Genomic DNA, 24,758 nt, shown 5'->3' with positions numbered 1-24,758 from the left:
GCATTTCCGTCACTACTGCCTCGAATAGGGTTTTCGCATGTCCTTGACGCTCCTTCCCGCCGTCGACGTCGCAGGAGGCCAGGCGGTCCGCCTGGTCCAGGGCGAGGCGGGCACCGAGACCTCCTACGGCGAGCCGCTGGAGGCGGCGCTGGCCTGGCAGCGGGCCGGGGCGGAGTGGATCCATCTGGTCGACCTGGACGCCGCGTTCGGGCGCGGCTCCAACCGCGAGCTGCTCGCCGAGGTGACCGGGCGGCTGGACGTGAAGGTGGAGCTGTCCGGCGGGATCCGCGACGACGCCTCGCTGGAGGCGGCGCTCGCCACCGGCTGCGCCCGCGTCAACATCGGCACCGCCGCGCTGGAGGACCCCGACTGGTGCCGCAAGATCATCGCCTCGTACGGTGACCGGATCGCGGTGGGCCTCGACGTGCGCGGCACCACGCTCGCCGCCCGCGGCTGGACGCGGGAGGGCGGCGACCTGTGGGAGGTCCTCGACCGGTTGGAGGACGACGGCTGCCCCCGCTACGTGGTCACCGACGTCACCAAGGACGGGACGCTGCGCGGCCCCAACACCGACCTGCTGCGGGAGGTCTGCTCCCGGACCGACAAGCCCGTCATCGCGTCGGGCGGCGTGTCGTCCCTGGACGACCTGCGAACCCTCGCCGGGCTCGTCCCCGACGGCGTCGAGGGCGCGATCGTCGGCAAGGCGCTCTACGCGCAGGCGTTCACGCTGGAAGAGGCGCTGGAGGCCGTGCGGTGACCGTTGCCGTGCGGGTGATCCCGTGCCTGGACGTGGACGCCGGGCGCGTGGTCAAGGGCGTCAACTTCCAGAACCTGCGGGACGCCGGCGACCCCGTCGAGCTGGCCCGCCGCTACGACGCCGAGGGCGCCGACGAGCTGACGTTCCTGGACATCACCGCGTCCAGCGCCGACCGGTCCACCACGTACGACGTCGTCCGCCGCACCGCCGAGCAGGTGTTCATCCCGCTCACGGTCGGCGGCGGTGTCCGCACCGTCGACGACATCGACCGGCTGCTGCGGGCGGGCGCCGACAAGGTGTCGGTCAACACCGCCGCGATCGCGCGCCCGGAGTTCCTGCGGGAGGCCGCGCACCGGTTCGGGTCGCAGTGCGTCGTCCTGTCGGTGGACGCGCGCCGCGCGGACGGGACCGATTCGGGCTTCGAGGTCACCACGCACGGCGGCCGCCGCGGCACCGGCATCGACGCGGTCGAGTGGGCCCGCCGCGGCCAGGATCTCGGCGTCGGTGAGATCCTGCTGAACTCCATGGACGCCGACGGCACCAAGGCGGGCTTCGACCTGGAGATGCTGCGCCGGGTCAGGGACGCGGTGACCGTGCCGGTGATCGCCAGCGGCGGCGCCGGGGCGGTCGAGCACTTCGCGCCCGCCGTGGCCGCGGGCGCCGACGCGGTCCTCGCCGCCAGCGTCTTCCACTTCGGGGAGCTGACGATCGCCGAGGTGAAGGACGCGCTGCGCGCCGCGGGCGACCCCGTCCGCTGACGGGTCAGGCGTCCTCGTCGCCCGCGGCCGGGACGGTCACCTCCGCGGACCGTTCCATGATCGAAAGAATGATCGCGGACGGATGGTCGGGGTCGTGGAAGACCTCCTGGTCCGCCGGGACCATCCGGGCCGCGGTGGCGAGCGGCTCGCCCGTCCCGGGATTCACCGCGACCTTGGGATGCGCGCCGCTGGTCACATGGACGCGGACGCGGTGCCCGCGCGGAAACCGGTGCGCGGTGGGCCACAGGTCGACGGCGACGCGGCGGACGCCGCCGGTCCCGACGGGCTTCTCCGCCGCCGCGGGCAGCCGCAGACCGCCCTCGCAGACGTTGCGGGACGTCCCGTCCGGGGCGACGTCGCAGAGCCGCACGACGAAGTCGGTGTGCTCCCGGCTCGAGCGGACGAACAGGTCGGCCCCGACCGGGCCGATGACGTCCAGGTCGGTGGTGAGGGCGGGGGAGGTGAACACCAGCACGTCGGGGCGGCGCTCCAGCGGCCGGTTGTCGACCGGACGGGAGCTGCCGAGCAGGGTCGGGCCGCCGAGCGCGGGCGTCGGGTCGGCCGGATCGAACCGGTAGGGGCTCGGCGGCCGTTCCTGCGGCCCGTCCTCGCCGAGCCCGCCACCGGCGTGCAGGTGCCACCGGATCTGCCGTGACCCGGGCGGGGGCCAGTCGCGGTAGTGCCGCCACTCCCGCGCGCCCGTGACGTACAGGCGGACGGGGTCGCGCCGCAGCCCCGACGGGTCGCCCAGCAGGTGCGCGCGGAACCAGGCGAGCGACTCGCGGATCGTCACCAGGCCGTGCCGGGGATCGGTGTGCCACCAGGGCCCGATGGTGAGGTACGGAACCTGCCCGGCGGCGCGCAGCGCGAGGTAGTCCCTGAGCTGCCAGGGCAGGAACACGTCGTACCAGCCGCCGAGAAGCGTGACGGGCGCGGTGACGTCCCCGACCGTTCCGCTGAAGTCGCGGTCGTCCCAGTACCCGTGCTCGGCGGTGTGGTTGGCGAGGAGGTCCTGGTAGAAGCGCATGGGCTCGCCGCCCGCCAGCACGTCCAGCTCGGCGAGGGGACGCCCGGACCTGGCGGCGCGCACGGCGCGGCGCCGCGACGTCAGCGGCGCGGTGACCATGCCGAGGGGCCGCCGCTGCCGGTGCGTCAGCTCGGTCCAGGTGAGGGTGGACTCCAGCGCGAACGAGCCGCCCACGTACGCGGCGTCCCGGAACGAGGACGCGGTGATCTGCAGCGACATCGCCTTCAGCTCGGGGCCCGCCTCCGCCGCGACCGCCCACGCCGTGTATCCGAGGTAGCTCGGGCCGAACGTGGCGAAGGAGCCGTGGAACCAGGGTTGCCGCTTCAGCCAGGCGACGGTGGCGAGCCCGTCGTCGCGTTCATGCCCGAGGGGGTCGAAGTCGCCGCCGGAACCGGACGTCCCGCGCGTGCTCTGCACGACCAGTTGGAAGCCGCAGGGGACGAACAGCAGCCCGTTCGCCAGCGCCGCCGGACCGCGCCGCCCGTAGGGGGTTCGCACGAGGATCGTGGGAGGCCGCGCGACCCCGTTCGGGACGTACCGGTCGGCGAGCAGCGTCACCCCGTCCGGCATGGTCACCGGCAGGTCCCGCTCGACGGTGTAGCGGCCCAGGCCCCGGGGGAGGCCCCGCGGGAGACCCCGGGGAAGGCCGAGCCGGATCGGCGGCGTGGGAAGCCGGTCCCAGGGAGCCATGCGACCTCCGTCCACCCGTTTTGCTACTACCTAGTAAGGTAACCGCTCGCATGGCCTGCGGGCGACGCCGGTGAGGGGTGTCTGGCGGGGTGCGAGGTTCTCTGGGATTCTTGCCTTCGGCAGAGCCGGCTCCGTGAAGGGGAACACATGTGGCCCGGGACGAACCCGCCGATGGGACCACAGCCCCCGGGCCCCGGCCGGCCGGGGCCGCTGTGGGCGGCAGCGCACCCCGTGATCACGCCGTCGGCGGGATGGTACGTCCTCCCGGTGGTCCTGGTCCTCGTGGCCGCCGTCGGGTTCTTCGGCATACTCGCGGTCCTGTGGGACGACTCGGAGGTCGCGGGCGGGCCGTCGGCCTCCGGTGACCCCGTGGCGGGGGTGCCGATCAGGATCACGCGGGGTTACGGGTACTTCCTCTACGTCCGCACGGGCGGCTCGTCACCGTTCTCCTGCTCGGTCAGGGTCGGGGACCGTTCCGGGCCCGTCCCGCTGACCCGGAAGAACTCGTGGAGCGCCGCCCAGCGTCCGTCCTACCGGTACACCGCCTCGTTCGAGGCGCCCGCGTCAGGGAAGGCAGTGCTCACCTGCCGCGGCAGCGACGGGCCCATCCTGGTGGCGCCGGACGACACCGCCCACGGCTATCTGGGCTTCGCCGTCGTCGCGGCGCTGGGGCTCGGCGCTGCCGCGACCCTCGTGTTCGTGGTCACCGTCGTGCGGCGCGGCGCCGCCAAACGCAAGGTCGCCGCCGTCACCGTCGCGTACGACCACTGACCGGGCGGCCCGCCCGGTGGGCGGGCTCAGGACGTGAGTTCGCGTTCCAGCGGAGTACGGAAGCGGGGGATGGCGCGGACGTCGCCGTACCAGGCGGTCATGCGCGCGGCCTCCCGCTCGATCGCGGCCTCGGCGTCCGCGCCGACGTCCTCCAGGACGCGGACGGCGATCTCCCCGTCCGCGCGCTGGCCCCAGCCGCCGACGATGCGGCCGTCCCACCAGACGGACGGGCCGATGTTGCCGTTCCGGTCGAACAGGAGCGGCCCGTGCTCGCCGAGGAACCAGCCGCGGTCCCGCCAGCCCATCGGCGTCGGGTCCAGGGCGGGCAGCAGCGCCGCCCACGGCTCCGGCGCGGGCACCGGGTCCAGGTCGTCGGACAGCGCGACGCCGGTGGCGCCGTCGAGGTCGACCTCGGTCACGTCGAGGAGCACGAGGGCCTTGGTGACGTCACCGGCGTTCCAGCCCGTCCACCACTTCAGGTCGGCGACCGGGGCGGGCCCGAACGCGCGCAGCCACCGGCGGACGAGGTCGGCGCGGGCCTCGGCCGGGGGCATCCGCTCGATCCCGCCGGGCAGCCACGCCTCGACCGGAGACCATCGGTACCGGCTGCTGGTCCACGACCCGTTCGGACGGCCGCGGACGATGAGGCCCTCGCAGCCGAGCGTGACGAGCACCCAGGTGGTGATGTTGGTGGGCTTGGAGTACGACTTGCCGGGCGCCGGGTCGACCCGGGTCCGCAGCAGCGGCACGTCCGCGGCGAGCTGGGCGCCCGTCGCCTCCCCGCGGGCCAGCAGCGCCGCGTGCGTGGCCTTCTCGGCCTCCGCGAACAAGGCGGACGCGTCGGCGATGTCGCTGCCCCGCTCGATGACCCGGCCGTAGGTGGCGCGCTGCTTGACGGCCAGCGCGTCGGCCGTGGACGCCTGCAGCACCGGGAGCAGCTCGACGGGCGCGACGAACATCGTCCGGCGCATCGCGAGCATCCGCAGGAGCGTCCGGTCGTCGTACAGGGCCCGCTCCACCGCCTCCGGGGCGGCGTCGACGCTGCGGGCGGCGACCGACAGGAACACGGTCGCGGGGTCGGTGGCGTGCAGCACCACCATGGACCGCGCGATGTCGACGACATCGTCCGTCCTGGTCTGGGGGGAAAGTCGGTGGCGGACACCGAGCCTGGCGCGCCGCTCGGCGCCGCTCATCGAACGCATGAGCGAAAGTCTAGCCGCCACCGCCGGCGGAGATCTTGACGACCACCTTGTCCTGCGTGACCGACTGCACCGACACGTTGAAGCCCTCGGCCTGCTCACCCTCGCCGATCGGCACGGTCACCGTCTGCCCGGCGACCTTGAGGGTGACCAGCTGGCCCTCGACCTTCACGAGTTCGGCCTTGATGCCGAGGATGGAGGCGCTGGCGTCGACACCCCGGTCGAACGTCACCGTGCACGCGTTCACGCTGCAGTCGGTGGTGCTGTTGGTGCCCTCGCCGCTGCACGCGGCGACGGCGCCGAGCGGCAGCACGACGAACGGGAGGACGGCCAGCTTCCGTCTAACGGCGATGGAGGTCATGTCGGGGAGTCTAGAGGCCCGCGCCCCGCGGCGGCGCCATCCGGTAGACGGATGTGACCGGGCCCGGATGTGGTACCGCACGGTGACGCGACTGGCACTCGGGTCCGCGGCATGTTTCGCTGGACCGGTGACCAGTGACCCGGTGACCAGTGACGAAGCGGGGGAGTGGAGACCGATGGTCGGGCCGGTGGTGTGCGCGGCGCTGGGCGTGGAGGCCCGCGCGGTCCGGCGCGGGCTCGCCCGCACGCCCGTCGTGGTGGTCGGCTACCGCGCCCGCCGCGTCGACCTGTTGCCGGACGCCTGCGCCGCGCTCGTCGTCGTCGGCTTCGGCGGCGCGCTCGACGAACGGCTGCGGCCCGGCGACGTCCTGGTCGCCGACGAGATCCGCGGCACCGGACCGGGCACGGGGCCGGGCTCGGTGCCGTGCGCCGCGCCGCGCCTGCTCGCCGAGGAGCTCATCCGGGACGGGCTGAGCGTCCAGGTCGGGCCGCTGGTGACCACGGACCGCGTCGTCCGGGGCGCCGAACGGGCGCGGTGGGCCGCGCGGGGCGCGCGGGTCGCCGACATGGAGTCCGCCGTGGTCGCCGCGCACGCCGGGCGGCGACCGGTCGCGGCCGTCCGCGTCGTCGTCGACGGCCCCGGACATCCGCTGCTGCACCCGGGCATCGTCGGCCGCGGCCTCGCCGCCCGCCGCGTCCTGGCCCGCACCGGGCCCGCCCTCGAACGGTGGGGCGTCCTGCTCGTCCGCGGCGAGGACGGCGAGACCGAGGCCCGCACGCCCTGACGGTCAACCGTGGCCCGTCCCGTGACTCGCGCCGCCGCCCGTCCCGTGGCCGTCCCCGTGGACGATCTCGCCGCCCAGGTCCTTGCGAAGCGTCTCCAACGTCCGGTCGGTGCTCACCGCGATCCAGCGGGCACCGACCAGATACGTCCCGCCCCACGGTCTGGCCTCGTGCAACCAGGTGTTCATGCCCTTCTCGGTGGTGAAGCTGAGCAGGACGTACCGTCCGCGGGCGTTCTTGCAGTTCCCCTGCTCCAGGTCCGCCACCTTCCGCTGACCGGTCAGCGAACACCCCGTCTGTTCCGCGAGCCGCTGCAGGCTCGCGGGCTCGGCGACCTTGGCGTCGCCGCCGGACGAGGCGTCCGGCTTCGTCGAGCAGCCCCCCGCCGACAACGCCACGGCGACCGCGCACAGCAGGCTCGATCTGGTCAGGCCGGAAAGATGTCGGGAACCCATCGCTCTTCCTCCGGGGTGGGATGCGCGTCTCGGGTGGTGAATACGCGCCCCGCCCCGGCGGGGTTCATCGGCTCCTCAGGCGGCCAGCCGCGCCGCCGCGGCGGCGCGGACCCCCGCCTCCTCCGACACGTCGTGGTGCAGGCGTTGCAGGCGGATCCGCGTCTCGGAGGTGATCGGCGCGAACTGCGCCGCCTCGCGCCTGACCCCCTCCTCACAGTCCCACAGCCCCTCGACGGTGTAGGACTCGGCCGTGTGCGGGGCCGTTCTCGTCAGCGCGGTCAGGATGCGGGGTCTCAGGAACGCGTACGTCGACTCGGTCCAGGCCGACTTCAGCAGCGGGACGGCCTCACCCGCCCGCAGCCGTCCGAGCCCCTCGATCGGGCTGGCGGCGGCCCGCCACTCGCGCCTCCCGAGGGCGTCGCGCAACTGGTCCATGAGCAGCGGGACGTCCTGCCGGGTGCCGTAGCGCGCGAGGATGCTGAGCCCCATGTCCGCGCACCCGCCCCGCTGCGCCGCCCACGCCCGCGCCCGCGGCAACGCCTCGGGACCGTACTCCCGCAACGCCCGGCACACCGCCCCGCCGTACCGGCTCGGGCCCGGGTCGTGACCGTCCCGGGGCAGCAGCTCCTCGGCCAGGTCGAGCAGCGCCAGCGTCCGCCTGCGTCCCAGCTCGAAGATCGCCGAGATGGCCCCCTCGCCCCGCCGCCGGGCGAGGTCCAGCAACTCGGCCTCGCTCTGCCGGTCCCGCCCCGGCGCCGTCGCCATCGCCCGGCGCGCCGCCCGTCCCGCCTCCCGCTGGCGCGCCAGAGCGTCGGCGATCCTCGGCTGCCGCGTCGCCCACGCCTCGATCACCGGGTTGGAATGCGCCGGGATCAGCGACGCCAGATCCGACTCGTCGCACCGCGCGGCGACGAGATCGTCCAGCCCTAGCGTCAACGCCGGATCCTCAAGGTCGATCAGCTCGACGACCGCGTCGAACCACTGCGCGCCCTCCTCGGCGTAACGCCGCAACGGCGCCGCCGCCTCCCGCCTGCTCAACCGCACCAGATCCGCCAACACGCCCAACGCCAGATCGACCCGCCACTCGTCGGCGTCGGGATGGTCGGACGGATCGAACAGATGCGCCGCCACCGGCCCCGTCGGCATCTCGAGATCGACCATCAACCGGGCGTAGTACAACCGTCGGGACTCGCACTGGTGGTCCCACCGTGGATCCCGCCGGATGCAGTCATAGACGTACTCGCCCGCACCGGGCCTGTCCGCCGCGCGCCGCGCGGCCCTCCCGAGCCCCCGCTGCAACTGACCGTGCAGCGTGCTCGCCGATTCCAACACGACCTCGTTACTCACCCATGCAGAATGCGCACGAGACCAGATTCCGGGCAAGTGCTTTAGCGCTGCGTTTTCGCTGGGGGCGCCTGTGTTCGCCCAGGGAAGCGCCCCCGCCGGCCGAACGTGGGGTGATCGGGGTTCGGTCCGCGGGCGTGGGGTTCGTCACTGACGGCTAGAGGGATCTCTGGGCTCTCCAGGAGGCGTGGAGGTCGGCGTAGACGCCGGGCCGAGCCACCAGGTCGGCGTGGGGGCCGCGCTGGACGACGCGTCCGGCGTCGAAGACGATGACCTCGTCGGCCGCCTCCGCGGTGGAGAGGCGGTGCGCGATGGAGATCGCGGTGCGGCCCCGCGTCACCCCGTCCAGGGCGCGCTGGATGCGCACCTCCGTGGCGGGGTCCACGGCGGACGTCGCCTCGTCCAGGACGAGCAGGTCCGGGTCGGCGATGTAGGCGCGGGCCAGGGCGACGAGTTGGCGTTCGCCCGCCGAGAGTGACTCGCCCCGCTGACCGACCGGGGTGTCCAGGCCACCGGGCAGCCCCTCGAGCCAGTCGGCGAGGCCCAGTTCCGTCAGGGCGAGGACGAGGTCGTCGTCGGACGCGTCCGGGTGGCCGTAACGAATGTTGTCGGCGAGGGAGGCGTCGAACAGGAAACCGTCCTGCGGCACCATCACGATCCGCTCCCGCAGCGAGGAGAAGCGGATCCGGTCGAGCGGCACGCCGTCCACCAGGACGCGGCCGGACACCGGATCCATGAGGCGGGTGAGGAGCTTGGCGAACGTCGTCTTCCCCGAGCCGGTCTCCCCGACGACCGCGATTCGGGTGCGGGGCGCGATGTCCACGTTCACGTCGTGCAGGACGGGCGGCCCACCCGGGTAGGCGAACCCCACGGACTCGAACCGCACCTCGATCGGGCCGCGCGGCAGCGTCTCGCCGTCGTCGCCGGGGTCGGCCACGTCCGGGACGGTGTCCAGGACGCCGAGGACCCGCCGCCACCCGGCGATCGCGTTCTGCGCCTGGTTGAACACCTCCGTCGCGGCCTGCATCGGGCTGACGAACAGCGTGACCAGGAAGAGGAACGCGATGAGCTCACCGGCCGTGACGTGACCGTCCACGCCGAGCAGGATTCCGGCGATGACGACGGCGGCGGTGGCGACGGCCGCGACCAGCTCGCTCACCGGGAACGTCAGCGCCACCATGGCCTGCGCGCGGGTCTGGGAGTCGCGGTGGGCGTCCACGGCCTCGTCCACGCGCCGCCCGGTCCGCTCCTCGGATCCGTACGCGCGGATCACGGGGGCGCCGACGACGGACTCGCTGACCGCGGCCAGCAGGTCGCCCATCTTCTCCCGCACCCCCATGTAGGCGGCGGACAGGATCCGCTGGAAATGCCGCAACGCCCACGCCAGCGGCAGGAACGCCGCCCACACCAGCAGGGCCAGCTGCCACGAGTAGACGACCATCAGCACGCTCGCGACGATCAGCTGCCCGATCGACACGATGAACATCAGCCCGCCGGACTGCATGAACTGGCTGATCTGGTCGACGTCCCCGGTCACCCGCGACACGAGCGCGCCGCGCCTCTCCCCGCTCTGGGTGAGCATCGACAGGTCGTGCACATGCCGGAACGCCTTGGTCCGCAGCGCCGCCAGGCCGCCCTCGGACGTCCTGTACAGCCGGACGTTCATCAGGTACGCGCACGCGGCCGTGACCAGCACGGCCACCGCGCACAGCGCCACCGCCGACCGGATGAAGCCGATGTCGGGGCCGTCCGGACCGCCGAGGCCCTTGTCGATCGTCTGCTGGACGGCGATGGGCACCACCACGCGCCCGGCCGTCGAGACCAACGCGAGCACCAGCGTCCCGGCCAGCCCGGCGCGGAACTCCGGGCTCAGCATGATGCCGCGCTTCAGTGTGGTGAACGCCCCCTCGGACAGCGCGGTGTCGCTGAGTCCCGGGCCACTCGTCACCGTCATGCCAGGGCCTCCTCGCCGCCTTCGACGGTCTCCCGCTCCGTTTCCGCTCGCTCGTAGGCGTTGACGAGGTTGCGGTAACCCTCAGAACGTGCCAGCAGGTCGGCGTGGGCGCCGCGGTCCAGGACCCGCCCGTGCTCCAGATAGACCACCTCGTCGGCCAGCGCGATCGTCGCCTTGCGGTAGGCGACGACCACGACGGTCGCGCCGCCCGCCTCGCCCGACTGCGCCTCCCGGATGCTCCGCAGGATGCGGGCCTCGACCTGCGGGTCGACGGCGGACGTCGCGTCGTCCAGCACGAGCAGCCGCGGCCGCCGCACCAGGGCCCGCGCGAGCGCGAGCCGTTGCCGCTGCCCGCCCGACAGCGTCGCCCCGCGCTCACCGACCCGCGTGTCGAGCCCGTCGCCGAGCGCCGCGACGAACCCGTCGGCCTGCGCGAGGCGGAGCGCCTCCCAGACCCGCTCGTCCGGGACGTCCAGGCCGAGGGTCACGTTGCCCCGGACGGTGTCGTCGAACAGGAACGTCTGCTGGGGGACGAGCGCGGCGGTCTCGGCGACCCCGCCGCGACGCACGTCCCGCAGGTCGACGCCGTCCAGGAGCACCGAGCCCCGGGCCGGGTCGACCAGCCGGACGAGCAGCGAGGTGAGCGTCGACTTGCCGGAGCCCGTCGGCCCGACCACCGCGATCGTCCGGCCGGGGGACGCGGCGAACGTCACGTCGTGGAGGATGTCACGTCCCGCCGCGTCGTCCGTGGACTCGTACGCGAAACGAACCTCCCGGACCTCCAGGGGCGTCGCCTTGCCCTTCCCGTCGAGGACACCGTCCCCGTAGGGGAGGGAACCGGTCGCGTCCAGGACGCCCCGAACCCGGTCCCAGCCGACGACGCTGCGCGGCACCTCGCCGAGCACCCAGCCCAGCGCCCGCACCGGCCACGACAGCAGCGTGAACAGGTACGCGACGTTCACCAGGTCGCCGGGCGACATCGCCCCCGACTCCAACCGCAGCGACCCGATCAGCAGGACGGCGAGGACCCCGAGGTTCGGCAGCGCCTCCAGCACCGGGTCGAACAACCCGCGGATCCGACCGACCGCGACGTTGGCGTCCCGCAGCGCCTCCGCCCGCTCGGTGAACCGCTCCGTCTCGGACTCCTCCCGGCCGAGGGTCTTGACGACGAGACCGCCCTCGAAGCTCTCGTGCGCGACCTCGCTGACCTCGGCGCGCAACTGCTGCGCCCGGGTCGCCACCGGCGCCAGCCGCCGCTGGTAGACGACGTTGATCAGCGCGATCGCCGGGAACACCAGGAACCCGACCCCGGCCACGACCAGGTCGGTGACCAGGATCGACACCGCCGCGATCAGGAGCATGAACAGCACGCCGACCGCCATCGGCAGCGGCGCGATCGGCGCCCACACCGCCTCCACGTCCGCGTTGGCGTTCGACAGCAGCTGCCCGGTCGGATGCCGGTGATGCCACGCCAGCGGCAGCCGCAGGTACTGCCGGGTCACCGCGCGCCGGTACTCGGCCTGGAGCCGGTACTGCATGAGGCCCGCGTAGAACCGGCGCGCCGCGACGCCGATCGCCTTCAGCAGCGCCACCCCGACGATCGCGACGGCGACCCCCGCGAGCGCCCCGGCGGTCGTGTCCCCGGACTCGAACGCCGGCAGCACGACCTCCTCGGTCGCCCACCCGAGCACCTGCGCGGTCGCCACGGTCATCGCCGCGTACAGCGCGCTGCCCAGGACCGAGAGGGTGAAGATCCGAGGCTCGGCCTTCACGGCCACCCACAGCACCCCCATCCCCTCCCGGAGGACATGCGGGCTGACCCGTCTCGAACCAGGTGGCACGGCGAACTCCTCAATCACGGCGGGCGCCCGGGGAATTGCCCCCTGTGACCGGGGTTGGGGGGATACGGGCTCGGATAGTGCCTACCACCCGCCCCCCGCCCTTTATTCCCGGACCTGCCGCCACGTCCTACGATCGAGGCGATGAGTGACACCGAGGACGGCCCCGTCCGCCGGGAGAGACGGCTGCTGGCGGACGCCCTGGCACAGGCCGGGCCCGACGCGGCGACCCTGTGCTCCGGCTGGACCGCCCGCGACCTGGCCGCGCACCTGATCGTCCGGGAGGGACGGCCGGACGCCGCCCCGGGAATACTTCTGTCCCCCCTGGCCTTCTACACCGAGCGCGTGCGGCGCCGGACGGCGCGGGGTGTACCGTTCGACCGGCTGGTGGAACGGTTTCGGCAGGGACCGCCCAAGTTCTCGCCGTACGCGCTTCCCGGCGTGGACAAAAACGCCAACGGTGTGGAGTTCTTTGTTCACCATGAGGACGTCCTGCGCGCGCGTCCCGACTGGGAGCGGCGGGAGATCTCCCCGGAACTTGAGGAACTGCTCTGGCGACGGATAAAAATTGCCCGCTTTGTCCTAAGAAAAGTTCACGTTCGAGTAACGCTCGTACAGCCGGACGGCCGCGACCTGCGGGTGTCCGGACGCGGTCCCGACACCGTCCGCGTCCACGGTCCCGTCGGGGAACTCGTCCTGTGGGCCCTGGGGCGCCGCGCCGTCGCGGACGTCCGCCTCACCGGGCCCACGAACGCTGTCAAGACCCTGACCGAGACCGGTTGGAGTCTTTAACGGCCAGGTAACGGCGCGGTTCGCGGAGAGGAGAATCGGAAGCCATGCGGCTCCTCCGCTTTACGCGGAAGCGGTGATACGGTGGGGCGGTCGGTTGCAGTCGTGGTTCTCGATCGTTCAGACGCCCGCGGACTGATGGCAGCGGGCGTTTTGGCTTTTCCGGGACCGTACCGGGGGCGAGGGCGTTCCGCAGCGACCGCGCGGGCCCGCGAGGTGTGGGCCCAGGTTTTGCCGCAAGGAGAAAGACATGCCCCAGCAGGGCACCGTGAAGTGGTTCAACGCCGAGAAGGGCTTCGGGTTCATCGCCGTCGACGGCGGCGGGCCGGACGTCTTCGTCCACTACTCGGCTATCCAGAGCTCCGGATACCGCACCCTGGACGAGAACCAGCGCGTTCAGTTCGAGGTGACGCAGGGTAACCGGGGTCCGCAGGCCGACCAGGTCGTCCCCCTGTAACGCCCGTAGTCGTACGTCTGGGCCCGTTCCCCCACCGGGATGCGGGCCCTTTCGTGTTTATTGCGTTTCTCTCCTCCTTCGGCCCTGGCGGGCCTCCATCGTCGAGAAACGCGGTGCGATGCTGCATCGCTTCGGCTCGCCTTACGGCTCGCTGCGCGATCAGGTTCTCGCTTCGCTTGAACCTGCCTTCGGACGCGATCGCAGACCCTCAGGTCGTCGCGGGGTTGCTGTGGGGGCTGAGGTCAGTGGGCAAGGTGGGTTCGGCTTCGTGTCTATGGGGGTGCACGCCACCTTCGGCCCTGGCGGGCCTCCATCGTCGTGGACCGCGGTGCGATCGCTGCATCGCTTCGGCTCGCCTTGCGGCTCGCTGCGCGATCAGGTTCTCGCTTCGCTTGAACCTGCCTTCGGACGCGATCGCAGACCCTCAGGTCGTCGCGGGGTTGCTATGGGGGCTGGGGGCGGTGGGCAAGGTGGGGTCGGCTTTGTGTCCATGGGGGTGCACTCCACCTTCGGCCCTGGCGGGCCTCCGTCGTCGTGCACCGCGGTGCGATCGGTGCATCGCTTCGGCTCGCCTTGCGGCTCGCTGCGCGATCAGGTTTCTCGCAGGCTCGAAACCTGCCTTCGGACGCGATCGCAGACCCTGAGGTTGTTGCGGGGTTGCGGCGGTGGCTGGGGGCGGTGGGTGAGGTGGGGTCGGCTTCGTGTCCATGGGGGTGCACTCCTTCTTCGGCCCTGGCGGGCCTCCGGCGTCGTGCACTGCCATAAACTTCGAGCATGTCCGTTCGAGCGTCCGGTTTGGACCCTAAGATCGCTGATCGGTTGAAGCGCGACCCCAACGGGCTCGTGCCGGCCATCGCCCAGCAGTACGACACCGGTGAGGTGCTGATGCTCGGGTGGATGGACGACGAGGCGCTGCACCGCACTCTCACCACAGGCCGCTGCACCTACTGGTCCCGCAGCCGGCAGGAGTACTGGGTGAAGGGCGAGACCTCCGGGCATCAGCAGTGGGTCAAGTCGGTGGCGCTCGACTGCGATGCCGATGCGATTCTCGTGAAGGTCGACCAGGTCGGTGCGGCCTGTCACACCGGGGATCGCACCTGCTGGGACGCTGACGTCCTTCCTGCGGTGGTCGGGGAACGGCCGAAGGAGCAGGACGACGTCTCATGACACCCGGGCGTGAACGCGGCCTGACGGCGTTGGTGTGCGCTGTCGGGGCCGGTCTCGCCCTGCTGGCCGCTGGTCGTACCTGGGCCACCGTCCGGGCCGAGGACGCCATCACGCCGCTCAGCCGGACCCTGACCGGTGGGGACCTCGGCGGCGCCCCGAGTGCGCTCGGCTGGGCCGGGCTCGCGGGGCTGGCGGCTCTGTTCGCCACCAGAGGGCGGGTTCGGGTGGGTGTCGGGGTGCTCCTTGGGCTGTTCGGGGTCGGTATCGCCTATGCCTCGGTCGTTGCGGTTCGGCGGTCTGCCGTGCTGTCCGCTGCCGGTGATCAGACTGGGCTGTTGAGGTTGGGTGCCCAGCCTGATGTGGACGTCAACCTCTGGTGGACCGTCTCCGTTGCGGGTGGGGTGCTGCTGATCGTCGCCGGGGCTCTCACGGTGGTGCGGGGGGCGCGTTGGCCCGGTATGTCCGCGCGTTACGAGCGTTCGGCGCCTCGTGGGGTTGTTGATGACGATCCGTCCGCCATGTGGAAGTCCCTTGATCGGGGTGAGGACCCGACCGCTCAGCGGAACGGGCGAGCATGAGCGGCGACGGGGTCGTCCTCGTCGTCGAGCATGACCCTGCGGTCGCCGAGATGCAGCGCCGGTACCTGGCTCGTGAGGGCTTCGACGTGGAGATCGAGACCGATCCTTCGCGGGCCCCTGGGGCTGCTGCGCGTGGGCGTCCCGATGTTGTCGTGCTCGATCTGTCGGTTGCCGCGATGCCCGGTGATCTTTATCGGCGCGTTGCCGACGCGGCGCATCCGGCGCCTGTCGTCGCGGTCACCGGGCCGTTGGAGGCCGGTGATGCCCGTGCGCTTGGTGACCATCGGGTTGGACGGCCCTTCAGTCCGCGTGTTCTCGCGCGCGCCGTCGCGGACGCTCTGCGTGGCGCTGTTCCGGCTGAGGCTCCTGGGGTGCTCCGGGCCGGGGAGATCGCTCTCGATCCCGCCGGTCGGACGGCGGTCGTTGGTGGTCGTCGTGCCGCCCTTACGGTTACCGAGTTCGATCTGCTGGAGTTCCTTATGGCCAACCCCGGTCGGGTGTTCACCCGAGAGCAGCTCCTTGAGGCGGCGTGGGGGCCGGGGGCCGGGGCGGGGAGCCGGACCGTGGACGTTCACGTGGCGCAGCTTCGCGCCAAGCTCGGCGAGGGGAACCCCATCAGGACCGTTCGGGGCGTTGGTTACGTGCTGGATCGGTGAGGGCGCCTACGCTGAGAAGCGTGTCTCGAGTGTCGTTTCGATCGCAGGGGCTTGTGCTCGGTGGGGTCGCCGCGGGGGCGTTGCTCGTGGCGTTCCGGGACCCGAATGAGGCGGGTCACTATCCGAGCTGCCCGTTCTTGGCCATCACCGGGTATTACTGCCCGGGATGCGGGATGATGCGGCTCGTCCACGCGCTCACGCACGGGGACGTCGGGACGGCGTTCGGCTTCAATCCCTTGATGTTTCTGCTGTTGCCGGTGCTCGGTTACCTGTTCGTGCGGTGGACCGTGTTGAGCGCGCGAGGGCTGCCGATGCGGAGCGCGCTCCTGAGGCCGGCGGTGGCGTACTCGTTCCTGGGTGTCGTCGTGGTGTTCTGGGTCGTCCGCAACCTGCCGTTCGCGGAGGCGCTGGCGCCCTGAGACGTCCCGGATGCGGGGGACGTCCGAGGGGGCGGCTACGATCGGTGGACGGAACGACCTGAAATAGGGGGCCTGCGACATTGAGCGTTCTGGACGAGATCGTTGAGGGCGTCCGGGCCGATCTCGCCGAAAGGCAGCGCGAGGTCCCGCTCGAAGCTCTGAAGGAGAAGGCGGCGGACGCCCCGGCCCCCCGGGACGCCCTCGCCGCGCTGCGCGGTCCGGGGGTCACGGTGATCGCCGAGGTCAAGCGCAGCAGCCCGTCCAAGGGCGCGCTCGCCGCCATCGCCGACCCCGCCGCCCTGGCCCGTGACTACGAGGCCGGCGGCGCGAAGGTGATCAGCGTGCTGACCGAGCGGCGGCGGTTCGGCGGCAGCCTGGACGACCTCGCCGAGGTCCGTGCGAACGTCGGGGTCTGCGTCCTGCGCAAGGACTTCATCGTCACCTCCTACCAGCTGTGGGAGGCACGGGCGTACGGCGCCGACATGGCCCTGCTGATCGTCGCCGCGCTGGAGCAGGACGCGCTGGTGTCGCTGGTCGAGCGGGCCGAGTCGATCGGTCTGGTCCCGCTCGTTGAGGCGCACACCGAGGAGGAGGCCGAACGGGCCGTCGACGCGGGCGCCAAGGTCATCGGCGTGAACGCCCGCGACCTGCGGACCCTGCAGGTCGACCGGGGCGTGTTCGCGCGGGTCGCGCCGCACCTCCCCAAGGACGTCGTGAAGATCGCCGAGTCGGGTGTGCGGGGCCCGCACGACCTGCTCGCCTACGCCTCCAGCGGCGCCGACGCGGTGCTGGTCGGGGAGAGCCTGGTGATCGGCAAGGATCCGCGCGCCGCGGTCGCCGACCTCGTCGCCGCCGGAGCCCACCCCGCTCTGCGGCAGAGCGGCTGAGGCAACGGATAGGGTACGGGCATGCAGGTCGAGCCGCTCCGGGAGCGATGGCGGGGCTTTCACTGAACCCAGCGAACAAGCCCCCTACTCGTATGACAGGACGCGTTACTCATGACCATCGACACCGCTGCTGTGCCCGATGCCACGGGCCACTTCGGACCGTTCGGCGGCCGGTTCGCCCCCGAGGCGCTGATGGCGGCGCTGGACGAGCTGACCCGCGAGTTCGAGACCGCCAAGCGTGACCCGGCCTTCACCGCCGAACTGGACGACCTGCTCGCCGGTTACGCGGGCCGTCCCAGCCTGCTCACCGAGGCCAGACGGTTCTCCGCGCACGCGGGCGCCCGCGTGCTCCTCAAGCGCGAGGACCTCAACCACACCGGCTCCCACAAGATCAACAACGTGCTGGGGCAGGCGTTGCTCACCCGGCGCATGGGCAAGACCCGCGTGATCGCCGAGACGGGCGCCGGGCAGCACGGCGTCGCCACCGCCACGGCCGCAGCCTTGCTCGGCCTGGACTGCACCGTCTACATGGGCGAGGTCGACACCGAGCGGCAGGCCCTCAACGTCGCCCGGATGCGGATGCTCGGCGCCGAGGTCGTCCCGGTGACGACCGGCAGCCGCACCCTCAAGGACGCCTGCAACGAGGCGTTCCGCGACTGGGTCGCCAGCGTCGAGAACACCCACTACTGCATCGGCTCCGTCATGGGCCCGCACCCCTTCCCGATGATGGTCCGCGACTTCCAGCGGATCATCGGGGCGGAGGCGCGGCGGCAGTGCCTGGAGCTGACCGGAGCCCTGCCGGACGCCGTCGTCGCCTGCGTCGGCGGCGGTTCCAACGCGATCGGCGCGTTCCACGCCTTCATCCCCGACGAGTCCGTCCGGCTGTACGGGTTCGAGGCGGGCGGCGACGGAGTCGCGACCGGCAGGCACGCCGCGACGCTCGTCGGCGGCTCCCTCGGCGTCATCCACGGCATGCGCACCTACCTGCTCCAGGACGACGACGGCCAGACCGTGGAGACCCACTCGATCTCCGCCGGGCTCGACTATCCCGGCGTCGGACCCGAACATTCGTGGCTGCGCGACTCCGGCCGCGCCGACTACCGCGAGATCACCGACGCCGAGGCGATGGAGGCGTTCGCGCTGCTGTGCCGCACCGAGGGCATCATCCCGGCCATCGAGTCCGCGCACGCGCTCGCGGGCGCGCTCAAGATCGGCCCCGAGCTGGGCGCGGAACTGGGCCGGGACGCGGTGATCGTGCTGTGCCTGTCCGGCCGCGGCGACAAGGACATGCACACGGCCGCCGGCTTCTTCGGCCTCGTGCCCGAGGGGGAGGGCAAGTGAGCGTCCGGACCGCCTACGACAAGGCCGCCGCGGAGGGACGCGCCGCGCTCGTCGGCTATCTCCCCGCCGGGTTCCCCACCGTCGACGGCGCCATCGAGGCGGCGCGGACGATGGTCGAGGCCGGCTGCGACGCCATCGAGATCGGCCTGCCCTACACCGACCCGATGATGGACGGCCCCACCATCCAGGACGCCGTGCACCAGGCGCTCGTCGGCGGGGTCCGCGTCGCCGACGTGTTCCGGACGGTCGAGGCCGTCGCCGCGACGGGTGTCCCGACCCTCGTCATGACGTACTGGAACCCCGTCGACCACTACGGCGTCGACCGGTTCGCCCGCGACCTGGCGTCGGCCGGCGGGACCGGGCTCATCACCCCGGACCTCACGCCGGAGGAGGGCGGCGCCTGGCTGGAGGCGTCCGACGCGCACGGTGACGGGCCCGGCCTGGACCGCGTGTTCCTCGTGGCGCTCAGCTCCACCGACGAGCGCATCGAGAAGATCACCGAGGTGTCCCGGGGGTTCGTGTACGCGGCGTCCCTGATGGGCGTCACCGGCGCCCGCTCGGCCGTCGACACCGGCGCGCCCCGGCTCGTCGAACGGACCCGCGCGATGATCGACAAGCGCGGCACCGCCCTTCCGGTCGGCCTCGGGCTCGGCGTCGGCAACGGCGCGCAGGCCGCGGAGGTCGCCGGATTCGCCGACGGCGTGATCGTCGGTTCCGCGTTCGTCCGTCGCCTGCTCGACGCGCCCGACCTGCCGTCCGGCCTCGCCGGAGTCCGCGCGCTCACCGAGGAACTGGCCGCGGGCGTCCGCGTGGGCCGCCGCTGACCCTCCGACCCGGCCCGTCCCGCGGGCCGGGTGCCGGGACCTTTTGGTAACTCCGGACGGTGCCTCCGAGTCGTGCTTGTGCTTCCGCCGCTCTCCCGTAAGGTGTGTTCGCCGGGTGAGACGGACCTGGAAGGATCACGATGACGCAAGAGATGACGGCGAAAAACCAGGCCACCACGGCCGGACCGCCGTTGCCGCCCGTATGGTCCCAGGTCGTGGCCTGGATCCTGACGATCGCCGGTTTCGGGATCTCCGTCTACCTGACGATCACGCACTACGACGAAGAGGCGCTGGTGTGCTCGGCGTCCAGGACCGTCGACTGTCACGCGGTCACGACCAGTGAGTACTCCTCGCTGCTCGGCATTCCCATGCCGCTGCTCGGTCTCGCGTTCTTCGTCGCGTTCGGTGCGCTGATGACACCGTGGGCGTTGCGGTCGACCTGGCCGCCGCTGCGGTGGGGACGGGTCGTGAGCGTGTCGGTCGGCATGCTCTTCGTCGTTTATCTCGTCACCGTGGAACTGGCAATTCTGCACAAAATTTGCCTGTGGTGCAGCGGGGTGCACGTCGTCACCGTCCTGCTGTTCGTTCTCGTACTGATCGACGAATTCCGGCGAATCGGTCAAGTCGACTAGTCTCGCCGGGACCGCGCCGCACGGTCGCGGCGCGGCCCCCACGCAATAGGAGAAACCCCATGAGCAAGGCCGCACGGGAGCGGTCGGCGCGGGAGCGCCTGTCCGCCGAGCGCAAGCGGCAGGCGGCGCGCGCGAAGCAGCGGCGGCTGCTCGCCATCGTCCTCGGGTCCGTGGTCGCGGTGGCGGTCATCGTGGTCGGGACCGTCCTGATCGTCGACCGGCAGCGCGACAACGGCCGGGCCGAGGCCTACACCGGAGCCCTGGCCCCGCTCAGCCGCCAGCAGGACGGCTCGATCGTGATGGCGCAGCCCGGTGTGACCAAACCGGAACTGGAGGTCTTCGAGGACTTCCAGTGCCCGGTCTGCAAGCAGTTCGAGGAGAGCAGCGGCAAGACCATTCTGGAACTGGCCCGCGAGGGCAAGGTCAAGGTGGTCTACCGGCCGTTCCACCTGTTCGGGCAGCAGCGCGACCCGATCAAGATCAACTCGCTGCGCTCGGCCGAGGCGGCGCTCTGCGTCCCGGCCGACAAGTGGATCTCCTACCACCAGGCGCTCTTCCGGTTCCAGCCGCGTGAGGGCGACGAGGGCTTCGCTCCCGACGACCTTGTGAAGTGGGGCAAGGACGTCGGTGTCACGGACGCGAACTTCGAGAAGTGCGTCCGGGACGAGGAGAAGAAGACCCAGGTCCAGGCGATGACCAAGTACGCCCTGCAGGACCGCCGCGTCGACGGCACCCCGACGGTCTTCCTGAACGGCCAGAAGCTCGAGATGGGCCAGATCATGAACCCGGGAGCGCTGCGGGCCACCGTCGACCAGGCTCGGGCGTCCGGCAAGTGACGTTCCCCGCCTGACCTGTCCGACCCGCCTGGTTCGTCGTCCGCCGCGCCGCGCCGATCCCCGCGATCGGCGCGGCGCGGCGCGCTTCACCGGGCTCCGCACGCCGCACCCCGGTACGCTCGTCCGTGCGTGAACGGTCACGTACGGTGGCGATCGGGGGATCGATGAGCGAGCATGAGAACGAGCGCCGGCTGCTCACGGAGCACCAGGCACGGGCCGCGGCGAGGGAACGACGGAAACGGCTGCTCCAGGTCGTCCTCGGCGGTGTCGCCGTGACGTCCGTCCTCGTCGCGGGCATCGTCGTGGCCTTCTCCCGCAGCGGCGGCCAGGGGTTCGCGGAGGACACCTACGACGGTCCGCTGGCCCCCACGACCCGCGAGCAGTACGGCGCCGTGGCGATGGCGCGGCCCGGCGTCACCACCCCCGTCCTGGACCTGTACGAGGACTTCCAGTGCCCGATGTGCCGGACCGTGGAGACCAGGGTCGGCGGGACGATCAAGAGACTCGCGGCCGAGGGCAGGGTCAAGGTCGTCTACCGGCCGTTCCAGCTGTTCCAGCAGGACCCGCTCATGTCGAACTCGCGGCGGGCCGCGAACGCCGCCGCGTGCCTGCCCGTCGACCGCTGGGTCCGGTACCACGACAGGCTCTTCGCCGAGCAGCCCGCCGAGGGCGACGTCGGCTTCACCACCGAGAACCTGATCAAGTACGCGGCCGAGCTGGGCGTCACCGACCCGGCGTTCGCCGCGTGCGTCCATGACGCCCAGCGGATCGACCTGGTCGAGAAGGCGAGCGCCCAGGCCGGGAGGTCCGGGGTCGACTCCACCCCGTACCTGGCGCTGAACGGCAGGAAGGTCGACGACGACGTGCTGCGCTCTCCGGACGAGCTGACGAAGGCCGTCGCCCAGGCGGGCGGCGGGCCGGCACCCGCGCCCGGCCCCCGCTCGCGCGACACGGCGGCCGGCGACGCTGCCGCGGAGACGGCGCGGACCGCCTCCTGGACGCGGTAACGTCTGCGGGCATGGAGCCGCTGGCCTATATTCCGAGTCCCTCGCAGGGCGTCTGGCACCTCGGGCCCGTCCCGATCCGCGCCTATGCCGTCATGATCATCCTTGGCATCGTCGTCGCGGTCTGGCTGGGAGAACGCCGCTGGGCCGCCAAGGGCGGCACGCCCGGCGTGGTCATCGACATGGCCGTGTGGGCGGTGCCGTTCGGTCTCGTGGGCGGGCGGCTCTACCATGTCGTCACCGACTACCAGCGCTACTTCGGCGACGGCGGCGACCCGGTCCGCGCGCTGAAGATCTGGGAGGGCGGTCTCGGCGTCTGGGGCGCGATCGCGCTGGGCGCGGTCGGCGCGGCCATCGGATGCCGGCGGCGGGGGATCTCCGTCCTCGCGCTCGCCGACGCCGTCGCGCCCGGAATCGTCCTCGCGCAGGGCATCGGCCGCTGGGGCAACTACTGGAACCAGGAGCTGTACGGCCGTCCGCTCGACGCCTTCTGGGCCATCGAGATCAGCGAGGACAACCGGCCCCGGCTGGACGGCACCGTGCAGCTCGACCCCGAGTACGCCGACGTCGCGACCTACCATCCGACGTTCCTGTACGAGTTCCTGTGGTGCGTCGGCGTCGCGATCCTGGTCATCTGGGCGGACCGCCGCTACAAGCTCACGCACGGCCGCGCCTTCGCGCTCTACGTCGCCGCCTACACGCTCGGACGCGCCTGGATCGAGGCGCTGCGCATCGACGAGGCGCACGAGATTCTCGGCCTGCGGCTGAACGACTGGGTGTCGTTCACCCTCTTCGTCGGCGCCGTCGCCTACCTGTACCTGGCCCGCGGTCGCACCGGCCCGGAGAGCGTCGGCGCCCCCGCCACGGACCCGGCGTCCGACGCCCCGGCCACGACCGAACCGGAACCCCGGGCCGAGGCCGACGACGAGCCACGGGACGAGCAGCGAGACGAGGCGCGAGACGAGCCGAGGGACGGGGCGGAGGACGACGTCGAGGACGACCCCGGGGCGGACGAGGCCGCGGAGAAGGCCGAACCCGGGGACGAGAGGGCCGACGCCGAGCCCGGCGACGAGGAGCCGGTGGAAGCCGCGGAGCCGGAGGGGGCCGAGGAGCCGCAGGACGCGGGCGAGGAGCAGAAGGGGGAGCCCGTCAAGGACGGGAAGTAGCCCGTTCGCCCAAGGAATCTGGATGAAACGCCCTTTTGGCCACGCGGGGGCAGCCGGGGCCGCTAAGCTCCCGGACGTGATCGAGGCTCGTGACACAGGCTCCCCGAAGGCCGCGCGGAAGGGCCGCGGGCGGGACTTCTGGCCGGACGACCAACCCGGCCGCCGCTTCCCCAGCCCGAAGCTCCTGTTCGGCGCGGCCGCCGCCCTGGTGGCGGTGGCCGTCGCGATCGTGGCGGTGACGATGTTGACCGGCGGTGGAAAGGACGAGGCCGCGCCGCGGAACGTCCTGCCGACCGCGTACACGCCGGACTACGACGGTGAGGGCTTCCGCTCGATCGCCGCCAGATCCGCCGACGGTCGCCAGATCACCGAGGGCGAGGCGTTCTCCGCCAAGAGCCTGAAGTCCGGGGCGTACTCCTTCACGCTCGCCGCGTCCGACCTGACGTCCGACTGCAAGGCCGCGACATGGGGCGCCCGGTTGCAGGGCGACCTCGCCAAGTACGGGTGCACCCAGATCGCCCGCGCCGCGTACGTGAGCTCGGACAAGAAGCACGTCGGCCACTTCGTCGTGATCAACCTGGTGAGCCAGGAGGGCGTCACACAGATCCTGCGCGACCTCGACCCGCGCACCGAGGCCGGCTGGCCGACGCTGCTGAAGGCGCCCGGTGTGCCCGCGTCCGGGGCCGGGTTCAGCGCCGCCTACGCCAAGACCTACGGCCACTACGCGGTGATCACGCTGGTGGAGCGGGCCGGTGGGACCCGGCCCGGCTCGCTCAACGAGATGATCGACGTGAGCCTGGCCGTGGAGAACGCCGCGGACTTCCTGTACGGGCGGCTCAACCTGGCCACCGGGAAACCCGGCCAGTAGCCGGCGCGTCCGTGGACCCCGACGAGCACCGCCGCGGCGGCGGCCCCCGGCGAGCGCCGGGCGGCCGTCAGGGCGGCCCGTCCTCCCGGGGGCGGTCCGGTCCGCGCCGCGCGGCCCCCGGGCGCGCGGGCACGTCCCGCCCGCGTACCCCGTCCCGCCGCCCGCAGCGACCTGAACGCACCCCTCCACCGCCGCCGTACCTGGCCGCAGAGGACGAGATCGGCGCGTACGACCCGCCCAGGGACGCCCCGCCGCCACGCCCCCGCAAGACCCGCAAGGGTCGGCGCAGGGGTGGGTTCGGACCGAAGCTCTACTTCGGCGCGGCGGCCGTCCTCGGCCTGCTCGTGCTCGCCGGCCTGGGCGCGGTCGTCCTCCAGGGCGACGAGGACGGCGCCGCGCCACGTCCCACACCCCACGCGAGGATCGGGAAACCGGTCGGGAACGGGCCGTCGCCGGACTCCTACTCCAACTCCCCCTCGACCTCGGCGTACGCGGGCATCGCGTCCCGCGGTTCGGACGCCGCGCCGCTGACGGTCGGGGAGGCGTTCCCGGCGTCGGTCGCGGAGCTGTCCGCCCCGGGCGGTGACGGGGAGAAGACGGTGACGGTGAAGCTGCGCGCCACCCGGCTGGACGCCGACTGCGCCGCCGCCGTGTGGGGCACGACCATCGGGAACGTCCTGGGCAAGGGCGGCTGCACCCAGGCCGCCCGGGGGATCTACTCCGACACCAAGAACGGTTACGCGCTGGCCGTCACGGTGTTCAACCTGGCCGGGTCGGCGGACGCGGACCGGTTCGTCGCGGCGCTGGAGGAGACGCTCGGCGCCGGTTTCGTCCGGCCGCTGGAGGCGCCCGCCCCGCTGGACGGGTTCGGCCGCGGCTACGGGATGGCGCGCGGTCTGGCCATGGGCCACTTCGCCGTGATCACGTGGGCGGAACGCCTGAACGACGAAGGCGGCGAAGGTGGCGGAGCGGGCGAGCGCACCGGCAGTCCGTCCGCCCAGGCCACGGACCAGGTAAATATCGGGGCAAGGAACGAGACTCTGCTCTCGCTGCTCATCGAGGGCGGCAAGGCTCCCGCGGTGCTGGGTAGGGCCGCCCGCGCTTCAAACTGACCTTCCCGGGTAGAATGGTCTAAACCATTGTGAGATGACGCACCGTCGGATCGACGCCTGGAAGTTTCGCGATCTGGGGCGGTCGG

General features: G+C 72.2%; 26 protein-coding genes. 19 read left to right on the top strand and 7 right to left on the bottom strand.

What is annotated here, in order from left to right:
• The first annotated feature begins 37 nt into the window (after nt 1-37).
• Together priA and hisF are read left to right on the top strand one after the other, a co-directional pair.
• Nucleotides 38-757 (top strand): bifunctional 1-(5-phosphoribosyl)-5-((5-phosphoribosylamino)methylideneamino)imidazole-4-carboxamide isomerase/phosphoribosylanthranilate isomerase PriA, encoded by a 720-nt coding sequence (gene priA, locus BZB76_RS14590; protein WP_121434913.1) that lies wholly within the window; start codon nt 38-40, stop codon nt 755-757.
• Nucleotides 754-1,515: an imidazole glycerol phosphate synthase subunit HisF gene (gene hisF / locus BZB76_RS14585; protein ID WP_121434912.1), complete on the top strand. Its 762-nt coding sequence runs from the start codon at nt 754-756 to the stop codon at nt 1,513-1,515. The genes priA and hisF overlap by 4 nt, the downstream gene beginning before the upstream one ends.
• A gap of 4 nt (nt 1,516-1,519) precedes the next feature.
• Here the strand turns inward: hisF and BZB76_RS14580 are convergent, their stop codons facing one another.
• The gene (locus BZB76_RS14580) at nt 1,520-3,232 is read right to left on the bottom strand and encodes a CocE/NonD family hydrolase (protein WP_121434911.1); all 1,713 of its coding nucleotides are present in this window, start codon (nt 3,230-3,232) and stop codon (nt 1,520-1,522) included.
• Between the two features lie 171 nt (nt 3,233-3,403).
• On the opposite strand from BZB76_RS14580, the gene BZB76_RS14575 reads away from it, so the two are divergent.
• Entirely contained in the window at nt 3,404-4,003 is a 600-nt protein-coding gene (locus tag BZB76_RS14575) for a hypothetical protein (RefSeq protein ID WP_147449435.1), read from the top strand.
• Between the two features lie 26 nt (nt 4,004-4,029).
• Here the strand turns inward: BZB76_RS14575 and BZB76_RS14570 are convergent, their stop codons facing one another.
• Complete coding sequence (locus BZB76_RS14570; protein ID WP_121434909.1) at nt 4,030-5,205, bottom strand: winged helix DNA-binding domain-containing protein; 1,176 nt, start codon at nt 5,203-5,205, stop codon at nt 4,030-4,032.
• A gap of 10 nt (nt 5,206-5,215) precedes the next feature.
• Nucleotides 5,216-5,563: a hypothetical protein gene (locus BZB76_RS14565; RefSeq protein ID WP_121434908.1), complete on the bottom strand. Its 348-nt coding sequence runs from the start codon at nt 5,561-5,563 to the stop codon at nt 5,216-5,218.
• Nucleotides 5,564-5,705: 142 nt separating this feature from the next.
• Here BZB76_RS14565 and BZB76_RS14560 point away from each other — a divergent pair, with 142 nt between their 5' ends.
• On the top strand, nt 5,706-6,347 hold the full coding sequence (locus BZB76_RS14560; protein ID WP_170180636.1) for a phosphorylase family protein: 642 nt from the start codon (nt 5,706-5,708) through the stop codon (nt 6,345-6,347).
• A 3-nt stretch (nt 6,348-6,350) separates the two neighbouring features.
• Here BZB76_RS14560 and BZB76_RS14555 read toward each other — a convergent pair whose 3' ends face one another.
• From BZB76_RS14555 to BZB76_RS14540, 4 genes are all read right to left on the bottom strand, one after another.
• Nucleotides 6,351-6,800, bottom strand: coding sequence for a hypothetical protein (locus BZB76_RS14555; protein WP_121434906.1), 450 nt, complete (start codon nt 6,798-6,800; stop codon nt 6,351-6,353).
• 75 nt (nt 6,801-6,875) lie between these two features.
• On the bottom strand, nt 6,876-8,147 hold the full coding sequence (locus tag BZB76_RS14550) for a hypothetical protein (RefSeq protein WP_246006953.1): 1,272 nt from the start codon (nt 8,145-8,147) through the stop codon (nt 6,876-6,878).
• A 154-nt stretch (nt 8,148-8,301) separates the two neighbouring features.
• Complete coding sequence (locus tag BZB76_RS14545; protein ID WP_121434904.1) at nt 8,302-10,098, bottom strand: ABC transporter ATP-binding protein; 1,797 nt, start codon at nt 10,096-10,098, stop codon at nt 8,302-8,304.
• Entirely contained in the window at nt 10,095-11,891 is a 1,797-nt protein-coding gene (locus tag BZB76_RS14540) for an ABC transporter ATP-binding protein (RefSeq protein WP_121434903.1), read from the bottom strand. Before BZB76_RS14540 ends, BZB76_RS14545 begins: the two co-directional genes overlap by 4 nt.
• A 189-nt stretch (nt 11,892-12,080) precedes the next feature.
• Between BZB76_RS14540 and BZB76_RS14535 the strand changes: the two genes are divergently transcribed.
• The 15 genes from BZB76_RS14535 (at nt 12,081) to BZB76_RS14465 (ending at nt 24,672) form a co-directional block, all read left to right on the top strand.
• Nucleotides 12,081-12,728, top strand: coding sequence for a TIGR03085 family metal-binding protein (locus BZB76_RS14535; protein WP_121434902.1), 648 nt, complete (start codon nt 12,081-12,083; stop codon nt 12,726-12,728).
• Between the two features lie 247 nt (nt 12,729-12,975).
• Nucleotides 12,976-13,182 carry a cold-shock protein gene (locus tag BZB76_RS14530; RefSeq protein ID WP_018657218.1) on the top strand — a complete coding sequence of 69 codons (207 nt, stop codon included), beginning with the start codon at nt 12,976-12,978 and terminating at the stop codon, nt 13,180-13,182.
• A 774-nt stretch (nt 13,183-13,956) separates the two neighbouring features.
• The gene (gene hisI / locus BZB76_RS14525) at nt 13,957-14,349 is read left to right on the top strand and encodes a phosphoribosyl-AMP cyclohydrolase (RefSeq protein ID WP_121434901.1); all 393 of its coding nucleotides are present in this window, start codon (nt 13,957-13,959) and stop codon (nt 14,347-14,349) included.
• Nucleotides 14,346-14,927 carry a Trp biosynthesis-associated membrane protein gene (locus tag BZB76_RS14520; protein ID WP_121434900.1) on the top strand — a complete coding sequence of 194 codons (582 nt, stop codon included), beginning with the start codon at nt 14,346-14,348 and terminating at the stop codon, nt 14,925-14,927. Before hisI ends, BZB76_RS14520 begins: the two co-directional genes overlap by 4 nt.
• On the top strand, nt 14,924-15,583 hold the full coding sequence (locus BZB76_RS36540) for a winged helix-turn-helix domain-containing protein (RefSeq protein ID WP_121434899.1): 660 nt from the start codon (nt 14,924-14,926) through the stop codon (nt 15,581-15,583). The genes BZB76_RS14520 and BZB76_RS36540 overlap by 4 nt, the downstream gene beginning before the upstream one ends.
• A gap of 20 nt (nt 15,584-15,603) precedes the next feature.
• Nucleotides 15,604-16,002, top strand: a complete 399-nt coding sequence (locus BZB76_RS14510; RefSeq protein ID WP_246006950.1) for a DUF2752 domain-containing protein — start codon at nt 15,604-15,606, stop codon at nt 16,000-16,002.
• Nucleotides 16,003-16,082: 80 nt separating this feature from the next.
• Complete coding sequence (gene trpC, locus BZB76_RS14505; protein ID WP_121434897.1) at nt 16,083-16,889, top strand: indole-3-glycerol phosphate synthase TrpC; 807 nt, start codon at nt 16,083-16,085, stop codon at nt 16,887-16,889.
• A 111-nt stretch (nt 16,890-17,000) separates the two neighbouring features.
• Nucleotides 17,001-18,230 carry a tryptophan synthase subunit beta gene (gene trpB, locus BZB76_RS14500; RefSeq protein WP_121434896.1) on the top strand — a complete coding sequence of 410 codons (1,230 nt, stop codon included), beginning with the start codon at nt 17,001-17,003 and terminating at the stop codon, nt 18,228-18,230.
• Nucleotides 18,227-19,054 carry a tryptophan synthase subunit alpha gene (gene trpA / locus BZB76_RS14495; RefSeq protein ID WP_121434895.1) on the top strand — a complete coding sequence of 276 codons (828 nt, stop codon included), beginning with the start codon at nt 18,227-18,229 and terminating at the stop codon, nt 19,052-19,054. Before trpB ends, trpA begins: the two co-directional genes overlap by 4 nt.
• 140 nt (nt 19,055-19,194) lie before the next feature.
• Nucleotides 19,195-19,686, top strand: coding sequence for a vitamin K epoxide reductase family protein (locus BZB76_RS14490; RefSeq protein WP_121434894.1), 492 nt, complete (start codon nt 19,195-19,197; stop codon nt 19,684-19,686).
• Between the two features lie 59 nt (nt 19,687-19,745).
• Entirely contained in the window at nt 19,746-20,522 is a 777-nt protein-coding gene (locus tag BZB76_RS14485; protein ID WP_121434893.1) for a DsbA family protein, read from the top strand.
• A 164-nt stretch (nt 20,523-20,686) separates the two neighbouring features.
• Complete coding sequence (locus BZB76_RS14480) at nt 20,687-21,529, top strand: DsbA family protein (RefSeq protein WP_121434892.1); 843 nt, start codon at nt 20,687-20,689, stop codon at nt 21,527-21,529.
• An 11-nt stretch (nt 21,530-21,540) separates the two neighbouring features.
• Nucleotides 21,541-22,692 (top strand): prolipoprotein diacylglyceryl transferase, encoded by a 1,152-nt coding sequence (lgt, locus tag BZB76_RS14475; protein ID WP_121434891.1) that lies wholly within the window; start codon nt 21,541-21,543, stop codon nt 22,690-22,692.
• A 76-nt stretch (nt 22,693-22,768) separates the two neighbouring features.
• A complete protein-coding gene (locus BZB76_RS14470; RefSeq protein ID WP_121434890.1) occupies nt 22,769-23,560 on the top strand; it encodes a hypothetical protein in 792 nt (263 codons plus the stop codon).
• Between the two features lie 11 nt (nt 23,561-23,571).
• Nucleotides 23,572-24,672: a hypothetical protein gene (locus tag BZB76_RS14465; RefSeq protein ID WP_121434889.1), complete on the top strand. Its 1,101-nt coding sequence runs from the start codon at nt 23,572-23,574 to the stop codon at nt 24,670-24,672.
• The last annotated feature ends 86 nt before the right edge of the window (nt 24,673-24,758 follow it).

The organism is Actinomadura pelletieri DSM 43383 (genome assembly GCF_003634705.1).
Classification (GTDB): Bacteria; Actinomycetota; Actinomycetes; order Streptosporangiales; family Streptosporangiaceae; genus Spirillospora; species Spirillospora pelletieri.
Note: the sequence above shows the minus strand (reverse complement) of the source record. Positions and strands in the feature narration are given on the sequence as shown.

Excerpts from the sequence above, each read along its gene's own strand:
- priA (WP_121434913.1), top strand. The coding sequence starts at position 38 with ATGTCCTTGACGCTCCTTCCCGCCGTCGACGTCGCAGGAGGCCAGGCG.
- BZB76_RS14580 (WP_121434911.1), bottom strand. The coding sequence starts at position 3,232 with ATGGCTCCCTGGGACCGGCTTCCCACGCCGCCGATCCGGCTCGGCCTT.
- BZB76_RS14575 (WP_147449435.1), top strand. The coding sequence starts at position 3,404 with ATGGGACCACAGCCCCCGGGCCCCGGCCGGCCGGGGCCGCTGTGGGCG.
- BZB76_RS14570 (WP_121434909.1), bottom strand. The coding sequence starts at position 5,205 with ATGCGTTCGATGAGCGGCGCCGAGCGGCGCGCCAGGCTCGGTGTCCGC.
- BZB76_RS14565 (WP_121434908.1), bottom strand. The coding sequence starts at position 5,563 with ATGACCTCCATCGCCGTTAGACGGAAGCTGGCCGTCCTCCCGTTCGTC.
- BZB76_RS14555 (WP_121434906.1), bottom strand. The coding sequence starts at position 6,800 with ATGGGTTCCCGACATCTTTCCGGCCTGACCAGATCGAGCCTGCTGTGC.
- BZB76_RS14545 (WP_121434904.1), bottom strand. The coding sequence starts at position 10,098 with ATGACGGTGACGAGTGGCCCGGGACTCAGCGACACCGCGCTGTCCGAG.
- BZB76_RS14540 (WP_121434903.1), bottom strand. The coding sequence starts at position 11,891 with ATGGGGGTGCTGTGGGTGGCCGTGAAGGCCGAGCCTCGGATCTTCACC.
- BZB76_RS14535 (WP_121434902.1), top strand. The coding sequence starts at position 12,081 with ATGAGTGACACCGAGGACGGCCCCGTCCGCCGGGAGAGACGGCTGCTG.
- BZB76_RS14530 (WP_018657218.1), top strand. The coding sequence starts at position 12,976 with ATGCCCCAGCAGGGCACCGTGAAGTGGTTCAACGCCGAGAAGGGCTTC.
- hisI (WP_121434901.1), top strand. The coding sequence starts at position 13,957 with ATGTCCGTTCGAGCGTCCGGTTTGGACCCTAAGATCGCTGATCGGTTG.
- BZB76_RS14520 (WP_121434900.1), top strand. The coding sequence starts at position 14,346 with ATGACACCCGGGCGTGAACGCGGCCTGACGGCGTTGGTGTGCGCTGTC.
- BZB76_RS36540 (WP_121434899.1), top strand. The coding sequence starts at position 14,924 with ATGAGCGGCGACGGGGTCGTCCTCGTCGTCGAGCATGACCCTGCGGTC.
- trpB (WP_121434896.1), top strand. The coding sequence starts at position 17,001 with ATGACCATCGACACCGCTGCTGTGCCCGATGCCACGGGCCACTTCGGA.
- BZB76_RS14490 (WP_121434894.1), top strand. The coding sequence starts at position 19,195 with ATGACGCAAGAGATGACGGCGAAAAACCAGGCCACCACGGCCGGACCG.
- BZB76_RS14485 (WP_121434893.1), top strand. The coding sequence starts at position 19,746 with ATGAGCAAGGCCGCACGGGAGCGGTCGGCGCGGGAGCGCCTGTCCGCC.
- BZB76_RS14480 (WP_121434892.1), top strand. The coding sequence starts at position 20,687 with ATGAGCGAGCATGAGAACGAGCGCCGGCTGCTCACGGAGCACCAGGCA.
- lgt (WP_121434891.1), top strand. The coding sequence starts at position 21,541 with ATGGAGCCGCTGGCCTATATTCCGAGTCCCTCGCAGGGCGTCTGGCAC.